This window comes from Staphylococcus condimenti (assembly GCF_001618885.1).
In the GTDB taxonomy this organism is placed as follows: Bacteria; Bacillota; Bacilli; order Staphylococcales; family Staphylococcaceae; genus Staphylococcus; species Staphylococcus condimenti.
Window position 1 is genome coordinate 832370 of sequence record NZ_CP015114.1, and the last position, 14017, is coordinate 846386.

Genomic DNA, 14017 nt, shown 5'->3' on the forward strand with positions numbered 1-14017 from the left:
GTGAGCGGTTACCGATTCAACCGTTTACTGCTTATTTTTTTAACCTTAAAATAATTAAAAGTATCGTGCAATTAATGCTATAATAAATATATACTGAATATTCGCACAGAAACTGGAGGATTTCATTATGAAAAAGAGAAATGACGCATATGATAAGGGTTATCAGCAAGCCGCTAAAGAAATTGACACTATGGCAAAATTAAAAAATAAAAAGAGACGCTTAAATCGTTATATTAAAAAACGTAAAAGAGCTTGGAAGTGGCGTCAATTATTCAATAAACACAGCTCTCGCTTTATCGCGGGTTATAAACAAGCTTATATCGACATGGCTAAATCTGTTCCAGAAGATTAACTTAAAACATGCCTTCTATTGAATTTTAAAAATTTCTTTCTTAAAACTAAATGAAAAAGTGCTCTATTATCTAAACAATTGTATTTAGAATTAATAGAGCACTTTTTTGTATAGTTATCATTTTCTTATACCGATTTATAATTTTACTTGAGAAAAAATGAGACACCTTAAGAGGCATCTCATTTATTATTTACGCTTCATGTTTGATTGCTTTATCACTGATATCACGACGATAGAATAAACCTTCACTGTCAATTGCATCAGCTTTTTTATAAGCATTCACTTTAGCTTCACTTACAGTCTTGCCTTCACCGATAACTAAGATAACACGTCCGCCGGAAGTAACATAATCATTGTCTTCTTTTTTCAAGCCGCTAACAAAAGTTTGACCATCTAAATCAAAGCCGCTGACTTTAACACCTTTTTCATAAGTTCCAGGATAGCCTTTAGATGCTAGCATAACACCAACAACCGCTTCATCTTTCCATTGATACTCTATTGCCTTACGTGCTTCTAAGTCTAAGATATGCTGCATCAAATCACTCTCTAAGCGAGTTAACAGCACTTGTGCTTCCGGATCACCGAAACGTGCATTAAATTCGATGACTTTAGGCCCTTCTTCAGTCAAAATCGCACCAATGTATAATACACCAAAGAACGGATAACCTTCTTCTTGCATCGCTTTCGCAATAGGTTGTGCAATTTCAGTATTTGTACGTTCTAATATATCTTCCGAAATGTGCGGTACAGGACAATAAGCACCCATACCCCCTGTATTAGGACCTTTATCATCATCAAATGCACGCTTATGGTCTTGTGCAATCGTATCAAAAGGTACAGCATAATCTCCATTAACAAATGTCATCACAGAGTACTCTTCGCCTTCTAAGAACTCTTCAAAGACAACCTTTCCAGTTTCTTCTGGATATAATGTTTCAACTGCTTCTTTAGCTTCTTCACGTGTCATCGCAATAATAACACCTTTACCCGCAGCTAAGCCGTCTTTTTTTAAGACAACAGGAATCTTGCAGTCTTCAACATATTTTAACGCTTCAGACTTAGAATCCACTTCTACATATTCTGCTGTTGGAATATCATATTTCTCCATGATACGTTTCGCAAATGATTTAGAACCTTCAATTTGTGCTGCTTTTTCTCCTGGTCCGAAGACTTTAACACCTGCTTGACGCAATTTATCTCCTAAACCTTCAGTTAATGGTTGCTCTGGTCCTACTACTGTCCATTCAACATCATGGTCTTTCGCAAATTCAACAATCTCATCATGGGCTGTTTCAGCAATTTCACTATGCACTTCAGCAACACTTTTCATTGCTGCATTACCTGGAATTGCGAACACTTGATCTACGAGTTCAGATTGATTTAATTTATGCGCAAGGACATGTTCTCTGCCCCCACCGCCGATTACTAATACTTTCATCTTAAGCTTAAACCTCCTGATACCTTAATGTTTGAAGTGGCGTACACCTGTCATTACCATTGCAATGCCGTGTTTGTCTGCCATATCAATAGAGTCTTGGTCTTTAATAGATCCGCCTGGTTGTATAATTGCTTTAATGCCTGCTTTAGCAGCAAGTTCTACTGTATCATCCATTGGGAAGAAACCATCAGAAACAAGTGCGACATTATCATTAATTTCAATCGCACGCTCAATTGCGATTTCAGCTGAACCCACACGATTCATTTGACCTGCGCCAATACCAACTGTTTGATGATTATTGCTTAGAATGATGGCATTACTTTTTACTGAAGGAACTACTTTCCAGCCTAATTCCATAGCTTTCCATTGTTCTTCAGTCGGTTCTGCTTTTGTTACTACTTTCATATCGTCACGAGAAATTGTTTTTGTATCTTTGTCTTGTACTAAATAACCGCCAGATACAGATACATATTCTTTCTCATCGTGGTCTACTGTCATTTCAACTTCTAGCAAACGAATATTTTTCTTTTTCGTCAATACTTCTAAAGCTTCTTCAGTAAATGAAGGTGCAATAACAACCTCTAAAAAGATTGAATGTAACTTTTCAGCAAGTTCTTTTGTAACAGGACGATTCACTGCTACAATACCACCGAAGATAGATTGGCTATCTGCATCATATGCATTTTGGAATGCTTCTTCGATAGAAGAACCTACACCTACACCGCATGGATTCATATGTTTTACTGCAACAGCAGCAGGTTCTTCAAACTTTTTAGCTAAAGCTAATGTTGCATCAGCATCTTTAATATTATTGAAGCTCAATTGTTTACCGTGTAATTGTTTTGCACCTGCAATTGTATTCGGTGCATCAGAAGTACGTACAAAGTATGCATCTTGCTGAGGGTTTTCACCATAACGTAAAGGTTCTTTATTTTCTTTAAAGAAGTTGACAATCGCATTATCATAATCATTTGTATGTTCAAATACTTTAATCATTAATGATTTGCGGAATGCTTCATCTAAAGTGTCATTTTTAATATGTTCAATCACTGCATCATAGTCAGAAGGATCTACAACAGTTGTAACATGTTTGAAGTTTTTAGCAGCCGCACGCAACATAGTAGGTCCGCCGATATCAATGTTTTCAATCGCGTCCATTTCTGTTACATCTGGGTTAGCAACTGTTTCTTTAAAAGGATATAAATTTACAACGACCATATCAATTAAATCTATACCTTTATCTTTCAATTGTTGTAAATGTTCCGGTTTATCTCTGTCTGCTAAAATACCCCCGTGCACTGCAGGATGTAGTGTTTTTACACGACCATCCATGATTTCATCAAATTGCGTTAAATCTGATACTGATTTAACTGGCACCCCTGCTTCGTCTAGCGCACGTTTTGTTCCGCCAGTTGAATATAATTCATAATCTAAACCAACTAATGATTTGGCAAAGTCTACAATTCCACTTTTATCTGAAACACTCAAAATAACTTTTTTCATTTTAAAAATAGCCCCTCTTATCGAATAATGTTCGCAATTACTTTAGGATATAATTCATATTCTAAATGTTTAATGCGGTCTTCAAGTTGTTCTTTTGTATCATCTGGATAGATGTCACATTGGCTTTGCTCGATAATTTCTCCAGTATCCATGCCGCTATCAACAAAATGTACTGTTGTACCTGTGACTTTATCTCCGCTTTCATATGCTTGTCCAATTGCATCAATACCTTTATATTTCGGCAAGAGTGCAGGATGAATATTTAAAATGCGGCCTTCGTATGCATCTAATAAATCGGCACCGATTAGACGCATATATCCTGCAAGCACAATCCATTCCACTTTTTCTTGTTTTAAAAGTTTAAGCAGTTGCTGCTCGTATTCTTTTTTAGAATTGAAAGTTTTAGGTAATGTGATATGGACCGGAATATCTAATTTTTCAGCACGCTGAATTGCATAAGCATCATCATGATCAACATATAGTGCTGTAATTTCAATATTATCTAATCTGCCATCTTGTATACGCTGAGCGATATTTTCAAAGTTACTTCCTGAACCTGAGGCAAAAACTGCTACTTTAGTCACGCTTTAACCCCCGTTAACACAATCGGTTCATCGCCCGCTTCAATAATTTTACCGATTTGATAAGCATCCACATTTTGTTCTTTTAAAATGCTCAATGTTTTTTCGGCATCCGCTTCATCAACTACTAATGTAAATCCGATACCCATATTAAAGATGTTATACATTTCTTCAGTTTCAATGCTGCCTTCTTTTTGTAGCCAATCAAAAACAGCTGGTGTCGGGAAGGATTTAACGTCGATTTCAGCTGTGACACCTTCAGGCAATGCACGTGGAATATTTTCATAGAATCCGCCGCCAGTGATATGTGTCATCGCAAACAATTTCACTTGTTCTTTCACCGCTAAAACAGGTTTAACATAAAGACGTGTAGGTTCTAAGAATGTATCTAAATAAGATTTACCATTTTCAAAGTCTGCATTAAGATCAACTTCTGAAGCTTTAATCAAATGACGTACAAGACTATAACCATTTGAATGAATACCGCTTGAAGCAAGTCCAATAATCACTTGTCCTGGTTTTACAGCTGATCCATCGATATAATCATCCTTTTCAACCGCACCTACTGCAAAGCCCGCTAAATCATATTCACCTTCATGATACATTTCGCCCATCTCAGCAGTCTCACCACCGATTAAAGCCGTGTTAGTCTCTTCACAACCATCACTTACACCTTTAACGATTTGTTCAATCACTTCGGGCACTACTTTATTTGTTGCAATATAGTCTAAGAAATAAAGCGGTTCAGCTCCTGTTGTTAAAATATCGTTCACACACATTGCAACGGCATCAATACCGATTGTGTCATGTTTGTTATGATCAATCGCAAGTTTTAATTTAGTACCTACACCATCTGTACCTGAAACTAAAACAGGTTTCTGCATATTTAATTGCGATAAATCAAATGCTGCACCGAAACCTCCTAAGCCACCTAGAACTTCTTTACGCATCGTACGTTGTACATGACTTTTCATACGTTCTACCGCTTCATAACCCGCATGAATATCTACACCTGCATTTTTATATGACTCTGCCACAGCTTTACACTCCTCTTCTCTTAAGTTCTTTTACTTCTGGTAATTGATGATCGACAATTTCAATTGGATAATTTCCTGTAAAGCAAGCATCACATTCGCCTTTTGAATCAAATTCATGGAATACTTCGTGCATACCTTCTACAGAAAGATATGTTAAAGAATCTGCACCGATCATTTCTTTCATTTCTTCTACTGTATGTTGAGCTGCCATTAATTCAGCATGTGTTGAAACGTCAATGCCGTAGTAGCACGGATCTACTAAAGGCGGTGACGAAATACCCATGTGTACTTCTTTAGCTCCTGCTGATTTTAAAGCTTTCACAATATATTTACTTGTTGTACCACGTACAATAGAGTCATCGATAACGACTACACGTTTGCCTTCAATTACGTCTCTGATAGGCGAATGCTTCATACGCACTTGTTTCTCACGCACACTTTGGTCAGGTGTAATAAAAGTACGTCCGATATAACGATTTTTTAATAAACCTTGTTCATTCGGAATACCTGTATACTCTGAAAAGCCTTTGGCTGCTTGTAAAGAAGAATCAGGTACACCGATGACAATATCAGCTTCAATTCCCATTTCACTTGCTAATTTTTTACCTAAAGCTTTACGTACATTGTAAATAGAATGTTTATGAAATTCTGAATCAGGACGTGCAAAGTAAACATATTCCATCGAACACATATTATGATTGATATTTGTAGAATAATAATCATAATCAACGTCATTTTCGCCGCTGAATGTAATCAATTCACCTGGTTCAATATCACGAATATATGTTGCGCCGATAGCTTGAAACGCACATGTTTCACTTGCAACACAATATGCCCCGTCAACTTCACCCAACATCAAAGGACGTACACCATTGTTGTCTCTGACTGCTGCTAATTGATTCGTATTCAGCATGACACAACTGAATGCACCTTTAACTTGATTTAATGCCGCTTTTTGATTGGTTTTAATGTTTGGTGATTTACCTCTGATCAACAAATGAGCCAATACTTCTGAATCACTTGTTGTTTGGAACACACTGCCTTCTGATTCTAAGGCATGGCGAATTTGAACTGCATTTGTCAAATTGCCGTTATGTGCTAATCCTAAATCACCTTTTGAATGTTTGAATAAGAATGGTTGTACGTTGGCAATCTCGCTAGCTCCTCTTGTCGCATAACGCACATGTCCGATTGCATTTTGAAAACCTTGCAATGATTCTAATTGTGCATCTGAAATTGCTTCAGTTAACAAACCCATGCCGCGTGCGCCAAACAGCGATTCGCCGTTTGAGCACACAATACCTGCACCTTCTTGTCCACGATGCTGCAAACTATGCAACGCCATGTAAGTTAGTGTAGCTGCATGAGGATGATTCCATATTCCAAAGACTCCACATTCTTCATTTAATCCGCGGATGTCATACATTGAGGAATTGCTCCTTCCCAAATTTCGTTTAACGTCGACACGCTTTCTTCTACTGTTGTTTGACCGTTAGTTACTTTAAATTGACCATTGTCTTTTACCGTTCCGATTTCTTGTGCATTCGGAATATCTAATGTTTGCCCTTCTTTAACTGCGACAATATAACGACCTTGAGATTCACTGAATAATTGCGCATCAGATACGTCTAATTCAGCATCTACGCCTAAACCATAGAAAGCACTGAATCGTGCAAGTGTAATTAATAAACCGCCTTTACCGACTGTTTGTACATGAGAAGCTTTTCCGTCTCTGATAGCTTTTTTGATTTGTTCGCCTTTTTCTACTTCCTCAGATAAATCTAAAGCTTCTGATTCATGGTTGACTTTACCGTATAATAATTTTTCAAGTTGGCTGCCGCCGAAATCGTTACGAGTTTCTCCTACAAGATATAATTTATCTCCCGCATGCGGGTGGAAATCATTTAAGTAATCAATATTTTCAATTAAACCGACCATACCTACTACTGGTGTTGGGAAAATTGAAGTACCTTTAGTTTCGTTATATAAAGAAACGTTACCAGACACAACTGGTGTTTTAAGTACTTCACATGCTTCTGCCATACCTTTTGTAGAATCGATTAATTGTTGATAGATTTCTTTTTTCTCAGGAGAACCATAGTTCAAGCAGTCAGTCATAGCGAGTGGTGTAGCACCTACTGCGATTAAGTTACGATAAGCTTCTGCTACAACCATTTTACCGCCTTCATAAGGTTGGTTATATACATAACGTGCTTCACCATCAATTGTAGAAGCAATTGCTTTATTTGTACCTTCAACACGAACTACTGATGCTTGCAGTCCTGGTTTTACAACAGTATTAGCACCTACTTGTTGATCGTATTGTTCGTATAAATAACGTTTAGAAGCAATTGTCGGATGAGCCAATAATTTCTTGAATACATCATTCACATCTACATTGCTGTAATCATTTTTTGAAGTGTTGTATGCTTTTTCTTCGCCTTCTAAAATATAAACAGGCGCTTCATCTGCTAATGGTTCTACAGGAATATCAGCATATACTTCATCTTCATAAGTAAGAACGAAACGATCTGTATCTGTTACTTCTCCGATAACTGCACTGTCTAATTCGTGTTTATCGAATAAATCTAAGAATTTTTGTTCTGTACCTTTTTCAACAACTAATAACATACGTTCTTGTGTTTCTGAAAGCATCATTTCATAAGGTGAAATACCTTCTTCACGTACAGGCACTTGATCTAAACGCATATGCATGCCGCTTCCGCCTTTAGCTGCCATTTCAGATGATGAAGATGTTAAACCAGCAGCACCCATATCTTGAATGCCGACTAATTCTGGGAATGTGATGGCTTCAAGTGTTGCTTCCATTAATTTTTTACCTACAAATGGGTCACCGATTTGAACTGAAGGACGTTTGCTTTCACTTTCTTCGCTCAATTCTTCAGAAGCAAAAGTCGCACCATGGATACCATCACGTCCTGTTTTTAAACCAACATAAATTACAGAGTTGCCAACACCTTTAGCAGTACCTTTTTGAATCATATCGTGATCGATGATACCAACACACATTGCATTTACTAATGGGTTGCCGTCATAACGTTCATCAAATTCAATTTCACCTGCAGTTGTCGGAATACCGATACAGTTGCCGTAACCGCCGATACCTGCAACAACACCGCGTGTTAAAGTGCGGTTTTGAATTTCGTCTAATTCACCAAAACGTAAACTGTTTAATAAGTTGATTGGGCGTGCACCGATAGATACGATGTCACGAATAATACCGCCAACACCTGTTGCTGCACCTTGATAAGGTTCGATCGCTGATGGATGGTTATGAGATTCAACTTTAAACACAACAGCTTGGTTATCGCCGATATCAACAACACCAGCACCTTCACCAGGCCCCATTAACACATGTTCACTTGTTGTTGGGAACTGTTTTAAAAATGGTTTTGAATGTTTATATGAACAATGTTCACTCCACATTACTGAAAAAATTCCTATTTCAGTAAAGTTCGGCTCTCTTCCTAAAATGTCGACTACTTTATCATATTCTGCATCAGTTAATCCCATGTCGCTGTATAATTTCTCAGCTTTGATTTCTTCAATACTTGGCTCAATAAACTTAGGCATTTTGTTCCCTCCAACTATTTACCATTGACTCAAATAATTTCACACCATCTTCTGTTCCTAAAATTGATTCTAATGCACGTTCTGGGTGAGGCATCATTCCGCATACATTTCCGCGCTCATTTACGATGCCTGCGATATCATCATAAGAACCATTAGGGTTATCTGTATATTTTAAAATGATTTGATTGTTTGCTTCTAATGCTTTATACATTTCTTCAGTACAATAATAATTTCCTTCACCATGTGCTACTGGATAAACAACTGTTTCGTTTTCAGCATATTCTTTTGTAAAAGGTGTTTGGTTATTAACAATTTTCAAAGTTTCGTTGCGGCTTACAAATAAATGCGTATCATTATGCAATAAAGCTCCAGGTAATAATCCTACTTCCGTTAAAACTTGGAAACCATTACAAACACCAAGAACTGGTTTGCCTTCTTCAGCAAAACGTTTAACTTCAGAAATAATTGGTGCAACACTTGCCATCGCTCCAGAACGTAAATAGTCACCGAATGAGAAACCGCCTGGAATCAATACACCGTCGAAGCCTTCTAATGAAGTTTCGCGGTAATCTACATATTCTGCCTCAGCACCTGTTTTCAATGCCCCATTCAGCATATCTCTGTCACAGTTAGAGCCAGGAAATACTAATACTGCGAATTTCATTATGCATTCTCCTTTTCATCATCTTCGACAACTTTATAGCTGTATTCTTCGATAACTGTATTCGCAAACAATTTTTCACTTAATGTGTTTACAATATTGTGTACTGCTTCATCTGTCGCTTCATCTACAGTAAAGTACAATAATTTACCTACACGAATATCATTAACTTGGTTATAACCTAAGTCATGTACTGCACGATTAAGTGCTTGTCCTTGTGTATCTAATACTTGCGGTTGTAATGTGATGTGCAATTCGATAGTTTTCATTATTTAAGTGCCTCCAGTTTATTTAAGAAAGTTTGGTATGTGTCAATAATTGAACCGCGATCTTCACGGTATACATCTTTATCAAAATTTGTGTCGCTGTCTTTTTCCCAAATACGACAAGTATCTGGTGAAATTTCGTCAGCTAATAAGATATCGCCATCTTCTGTTCGTCCGAATTCAATTTTAAAATCTACTAAGCGTAAATTAATACTGTCTAACATTTCAACTAATGCTTTATTGATTTCTAATGCCATTTTTTTCAATTTTGCAATTTCTTCATCATTTGCAATATTCAATAATTTAACATGGTCATCTGTGATAAGAGGATCATTCAAGTCATCATTTTTATAGAAGAATTCAACAAGCGGTGTTTCGAATTCATGTCCTTTTTCAAAACCCAAACGTTTGGTAATTGAACCTGCTGCAATATTTCTTACAACAACTTCTAACGGTATAATTTCTACTGAACGTACAAGTTGTTCAGTTTCTGATGTTTGTTCTATAAAGTGGCTTTTAATACCATGTTTTTTCAGGTGTTCAAAAATAATTGAAGTAATTTGGTTATTTAGTCGACCTTTACCTTCAATGTGGTCTTTTTTCGCACCATTTCCTGCTGTCACTTCATCTTTATATTCAACTCTTAATACGCCATCTTCATCTGTTGAAAAAATACGTTTTGCTTTTCCTTCATATAATAATGACATTACTTGTTTCCTCCTTTAAAGGTTGTTAACATTTCTTGTTCTGTTTTATCAACATCATCTGTTAACACTGTCATATGTCCCATTTTTCTTGCTGGTTTTCTTGATGCTTTGCCATAAATGTGTACATGCCATTCTGGATGGTCACCAAATTCATCTTCTAATAAATCTAAATCTTTTCCTAACAGGTTCATCATAACTGCAGGTTTTAAGACTTCAATTTTTTCTGGCAGCTTCTGACCTGTGACAGCTAAAATATGTGTGTCAAATTGTGAATAATCACAAGCTTCAATAGAATAATGTCCAGAATTGTGTGGTCGTGGTGCAATTTCATTTACATAAAGATCATTATTTTTATCGATAAAGAATTCCACAGTGAAAGTTCCGACAAAGTGTACTTTATTTTTAATTTTATCTACTTCGTTTCGTGCTTCGTTTTCTTTATCAGAACGTGCTGGGACGATTGTTTTAAAAAGAACTTGGTCGCGGTGTTCGTTTTCTTGAAGTGGGAAATAACTAATTTGACCGCCATTTCCGATAGTAACTGTTAGTGAGACTTCTTTATATAAATCTAAAAATTGTTCAGCTACACACTCTTGGTTTTCGACAAGAGTTTTCGCTTCATTCAAGTCATTTGCATCTCGAACTAGTATTTGCCCTTTTCCATCGTATCCACCAAAACGTGTTTTTACCATAAATGGATAACCTAATTTATCAACTGTGGCATCCAAATCAGAAGGTTTAGTCAACTGTGCATAAGGAACAATTTTAGTTCCAGCAGCTTCTAATGTCTGCTTTTCAGTCAAACGGTCTTGAAGTAATTGGATAGCTTGATAGCCTTGGGGAACATTGAATTCTTCAGTTAATGCTTTCAATTGATCTGCAGCAATATTTTCAAATTCATAAGTAATGACGTCTGAAACTTCTCCTAATTTTCTTAAAGCATCCATGTCATCGTAAGCAGCATTAATAAATTCATGTGCTACATACTGACAAGGAGCCTCAGCATCAGGATCTAACACGATAACTTTAAAGCCCATTTTTTGAGCTGATTGCGCCATCATTTTACCTAATTGTCCGCCGCCGATAATTCCTATAGTGGCACCGAATTTTAATTTATTGAAGTTCACTTTGCATCTCTCCTACTTTGTCTACTAGTGATTGCTGATACTCTTCTAACTTCTTACGTACTTCATCACTCTTAATGCTTAAAATACGTGCGGCAAGAATACCTGCATTTTTAGCTCCTGCCTTGCCGATTGCTGTTGTAGCAACTGGAATACCACCTGGCATTTGCACAATAGATAACAGTGAATCTAATCCTTTTAAGCTTTTTGATTCAATAGGAACGCCAATAACAGGCAATGTTGTCATTGAAGCAACCATTCCTGGTAAATGCGCTGCTCCGCCTGCGCCTGCAATAATGACATCATAACCATTTAATCTGGCTTCTGTCGCAAAGTCGAACATTAATTTCGGCGTACGATGTGCAGATACTACCTTTTTATCGTACGGAATTCCAAATTGGTCCAACATCTGGCAACTTTCTGACATAATATTCCAGTCAGAAGAACTGCCCATAATAACTGCCACTTTCAAATTGAACACCCTTTCAATTATTTGAAATTTTAATCAAGTAAGTTGTATATTACAGATATAGCATAACAAATCAGGTAATGCTTTTTCAATCAAAAATCGAACTTTCGACAGTTTTTTTAAAGAAAATTACGTAATTATACGTAAATTCGTTAATTTACACTTTTTAATCTTTGTTAAAGTTCGAAAATTATTTAGGAGGAATTTACACATGGTTGCAAAAATTTTAGATGGCAAACAAATTGCAAAGGACTATCGCCAAGGGTTGCAAGATCAAGTTGAAGCGTTAAAAGAAAAGGGCTATACGCCTAAACTTTCTGTAATCTTAGTGGGCAATAATGGTGCTAGTCTTAGCTATGTAAAATCTAAAAAGAAAGCTGCTGAAAAAATCGGTATGATCTCAGAAATCGTACATTTAGAGGAAACAGCAACTGAAGAAGAAGTATTAAACGAACTAGAACGTTTGAATAATGATGACAGCGTTAGCGGCATCTTGGTTCAAGTACCGCTTCCATCACAAGTAAGTGAACAAAAAGTACTTGAAGCTATCAACCCAGAAAAAGATGTAGATGGCTTCCACCCGCAAAATATCGGTAAATTATACATTGATGAGCAAACTTTTGTACCTTGTACACCACTTGGTATTATGGAATTGCTTAAAAATGCAGATATTGACTTAGACGGTAAAGATGCAGTAGTAATCGGCCGCAGTCATATCGTTGGTCAACCTGTTTCAAAATTATTGATTCAACAAAACGCAACTGTAACTATCTTGCATTCTCATTCAAAAGATATGAGCAAACATCTTAAAGATGCAGATATCATAGTCAGTGCGGTAGGTAAACCTGGATTAGTTACAAAAGAAGATGTTAAAGAAGGTGCCGTTGTCATCGATGTTGGTAATACACCTGATGAAAACGGAAAATTAAAAGGAGACGTTGAATATGAAGACGTCAAAGAAATTGCAGGTGCAATCACTCCTGTTCCTGGCGGCGTTGGCCCTATGACAATTACGATGGTATTGAATAATACTTTACTAGCTGAGAAAATGCGTCGAGGTATTGAATAATTCATTTTGAAGAATGAAAATCTAGATGTTTGAGGGAACTTTTTAATTTTCATTCACTATACAAAAAGGGAGATGCTTACAAAAAATGTAGGCTTCTCCCTTTTCCATTTATTTTATTACCATTTAATATTTTCAACTGTTTCATCGTCTAAAGATTTCACAACTTCAGTAACTAACTTCACTGCATTCAAATAATCTTGTTTATGCATAATAGAAACATTCGAGTGCATATATCTTAGAGGTACGCCGATGACAATTGATGGTATACCATCATCTACAAGATGTATACTTCCGGCATCTGTACCGCCGCCTTGCGTAGTTCCCCACTGCACTTCAATTCCTTTATCTTTAGCTACTTTTTTAATATGTCTGCGTAAACCAACATGAGCAATAATTGTTGCATCCATAAAAATAACCAGTGGTCCTTTGCCAAGTTCAGATTGCTCAGTACCACCTTTCATTCCAGGGGTATCATATGCAATTCCTACATCCACAGCGATTGCCAAATCAGGTTTAATTTTATGTGCTGCAACTTTAGCACCGCGTAAACCTACTTCCTCTTGTACTGTCGCACCAGAAACAAGATTAATATCAATCGCTTCACTTTTTAAATTTCTTAATACATCCACTGAAAGCGCACATCCGAAACGATTATCAAAAGCTTTAGCTAATAAATAATTCTCATCTGCCATCACTTCAAATTCAGAATATGGTGTTATCATATCTCCTAAATCTATTCCTAATTTTTCCGCTTCTTCTTTTGAAGAAACCCCGATATCAATAAACATATTCTTTATATCCATCGCTTGTTTTCTTTCTTCAGGTGCTAATACATGAGGAGGTTTAGATCCGATTACCCCTCTGATTTCACTGCCATCTTCAGTTGTAACTGTCACTTTTTGTGAAAGCATGACTTGACTCCACCATCCACCGGCAGCTGCAAATTTGATATAACCATTTTCATCAATATCAGTTACTATAAACCCAACTTCATCTAAGTGTCCTGCTATCATCAAAGTCTTATTTCCATTGGCAGCTTTCTTTTTGCCGAAAATACCGCCTAAGTTGTCTTCAATCAGTTCATCAGATACAGGGGCAAGATATTCACGCATTGCTTCCTTAACTTGCATTTCATGTCCTGCAATCCCATTAACATCTGTTAACTTTTTTAATAATTGATTCGTTTCATCCATTTTCATTTCCCCTTTCATTTTAT

General features: G+C 36.6%; 14 protein-coding genes. 2 read left to right on the forward strand and 12 right to left on the reverse strand.

Annotated elements, in window-relative coordinates; all coding sequences use genetic code 11:
• Positions 1-127 precede the first annotated feature (127 nt).
• On the forward strand, positions 128-352 hold the full coding sequence (locus tag A4G25_RS04210) for a hypothetical protein (RefSeq protein ID WP_047132392.1): 225 nt from the start codon (positions 128-130) through the stop codon (positions 350-352).
• 190 nt (positions 353-542) lie between these two features.
• On the opposite strand, the gene purD is transcribed toward A4G25_RS04210, so the two are convergent.
• Genes purD through purE form a run of 11 tightly spaced genes read right to left on the reverse strand, consistent with a single transcriptional unit; the run spans position 543 to position 11735 of the window.
• Complete coding sequence (purD, locus tag A4G25_RS04215) at positions 543-1790, reverse strand: phosphoribosylamine--glycine ligase (protein WP_047132391.1); 1248 nt, start codon at positions 1788-1790, stop codon at positions 543-545.
• A gap of 24 nt (positions 1791-1814) precedes the next feature.
• Positions 1815-3293, reverse strand: a complete 1479-nt coding sequence (gene purH / locus A4G25_RS04220; protein ID WP_047132390.1) for a bifunctional phosphoribosylaminoimidazolecarboxamide formyltransferase/IMP cyclohydrolase — start codon at positions 3291-3293, stop codon at positions 1815-1817.
• A gap of 17 nt (positions 3294-3310) precedes the next feature.
• On the reverse strand, positions 3311-3877 hold the full coding sequence (gene purN, locus A4G25_RS04225; RefSeq protein ID WP_047132389.1) for a phosphoribosylglycinamide formyltransferase: 567 nt from the start codon (positions 3875-3877) through the stop codon (positions 3311-3313).
• Positions 3874-4911 carry a phosphoribosylformylglycinamidine cyclo-ligase gene (gene purM / locus A4G25_RS04230; protein ID WP_047132388.1) on the reverse strand — a complete coding sequence of 346 codons (1038 nt, stop codon included), beginning with the start codon at positions 4909-4911 and terminating at the stop codon, positions 3874-3876. Before purM ends, purN begins: the two co-directional genes overlap by 4 nt.
• Before the next feature lie 4 nt (positions 4912-4915).
• Positions 4916-6337, reverse strand: a complete 1422-nt coding sequence (gene purF, locus A4G25_RS04235) for an amidophosphoribosyltransferase (protein ID WP_047132387.1) — start codon at positions 6335-6337, stop codon at positions 4916-4918.
• On the reverse strand, positions 6316-8505 hold the full coding sequence (gene purL / locus A4G25_RS04240) for a phosphoribosylformylglycinamidine synthase subunit PurL (RefSeq protein WP_047132386.1): 2190 nt from the start codon (positions 8503-8505) through the stop codon (positions 6316-6318). The genes purF and purL overlap by 22 nt, the downstream gene beginning before the upstream one ends.
• Positions 8498-9169, reverse strand: a complete 672-nt coding sequence (purQ, locus tag A4G25_RS04245; RefSeq protein ID WP_047132385.1) for a phosphoribosylformylglycinamidine synthase subunit PurQ — start codon at positions 9167-9169, stop codon at positions 8498-8500. Before purQ ends, purL begins: the two co-directional genes overlap by 8 nt.
• The gene (gene purS, locus A4G25_RS04250; protein WP_015899943.1) at positions 9169-9435 is read right to left on the reverse strand and encodes a phosphoribosylformylglycinamidine synthase subunit PurS; all 267 of its coding nucleotides are present in this window, start codon (positions 9433-9435) and stop codon (positions 9169-9171) included. The genes purQ and purS overlap by 1 nt, the downstream gene beginning before the upstream one ends.
• Positions 9435-10139, reverse strand: coding sequence for a phosphoribosylaminoimidazolesuccinocarboxamide synthase (purC, locus tag A4G25_RS04255; RefSeq protein WP_047132384.1), 705 nt, complete (start codon positions 10137-10139; stop codon positions 9435-9437). The genes purS and purC overlap by 1 nt, the downstream gene beginning before the upstream one ends.
• Positions 10139-11266 (reverse strand): 5-(carboxyamino)imidazole ribonucleotide synthase, encoded by a 1128-nt coding sequence (purK, locus tag A4G25_RS04260; RefSeq protein WP_047132383.1) that lies wholly within the window; start codon positions 11264-11266, stop codon positions 10139-10141. Before purK ends, purC begins: the two co-directional genes overlap by 1 nt.
• Positions 11253-11735, reverse strand: a complete 483-nt coding sequence (gene purE, locus A4G25_RS04265; RefSeq protein WP_041612960.1) for a 5-(carboxyamino)imidazole ribonucleotide mutase — start codon at positions 11733-11735, stop codon at positions 11253-11255. Before purE ends, purK begins: the two co-directional genes overlap by 14 nt.
• Before the next feature lie 208 nt (positions 11736-11943).
• Here purE and folD point away from each other — a divergent pair, with 208 nt between their 5' ends.
• Complete coding sequence (gene folD, locus A4G25_RS04270) at positions 11944-12801, forward strand: bifunctional methylenetetrahydrofolate dehydrogenase/methenyltetrahydrofolate cyclohydrolase FolD (RefSeq protein ID WP_047132382.1); 858 nt, start codon at positions 11944-11946, stop codon at positions 12799-12801.
• A 116-nt stretch (positions 12802-12917) separates the two neighbouring features.
• Here folD and A4G25_RS04275 read toward each other — a convergent pair whose 3' ends face one another.
• A complete protein-coding gene (locus tag A4G25_RS04275; RefSeq protein ID WP_047132381.1) occupies positions 12918-13994 on the reverse strand; it encodes a M42 family metallopeptidase in 1077 nt (358 codons plus the stop codon).
• Positions 13995-14017 lie beyond the last annotated feature (23 nt).

Bases quoted from the DNA above. Each gene is read 5' to 3' on its own strand.
- purC (WP_047132384.1), bottom strand. From the start codon at position 10,139: ATGTCATTATTATATGAAGGAAAAGCAAAACGTATTTTTTCAACAGAT.
- purF (WP_047132387.1), bottom strand. From the start codon at position 6,337: ATGTATGACATCCGCGGATTAAATGAAGAATGTGGAGTCTTTGGAATA.
- purD (WP_047132391.1), bottom strand. From the start codon at position 1,790: ATGAAAGTATTAGTAATCGGCGGTGGGGGCAGAGAACATGTCCTTGCG.
- A4G25_RS04210 (WP_047132392.1), top strand. From the start codon at position 128: ATGAAAAAGAGAAATGACGCATATGATAAGGGTTATCAGCAAGCCGCT.
- purQ (WP_047132385.1), bottom strand. From the start codon at position 9,169: ATGAAATTCGCAGTATTAGTATTTCCTGGCTCTAACTGTGACAGAGAT.
- folD (WP_047132382.1), top strand. From the start codon at position 11,944: ATGGTTGCAAAAATTTTAGATGGCAAACAAATTGCAAAGGACTATCGC.
- A4G25_RS04275 (WP_047132381.1), bottom strand. From the start codon at position 13,994: ATGGATGAAACGAATCAATTATTAAAAAAGTTAACAGATGTTAATGGG.
- purH (WP_047132390.1), bottom strand. From the start codon at position 3,293: ATGAAAAAAGTTATTTTGAGTGTTTCAGATAAAAGTGGAATTGTAGAC.
- purS (WP_015899943.1), bottom strand. From the start codon at position 9,435: ATGAAAACTATCGAATTGCACATCACATTACAACCGCAAGTATTAGAT.
- purL (WP_047132386.1), bottom strand. From the start codon at position 8,505: ATGCCTAAGTTTATTGAGCCAAGTATTGAAGAAATCAAAGCTGAGAAA.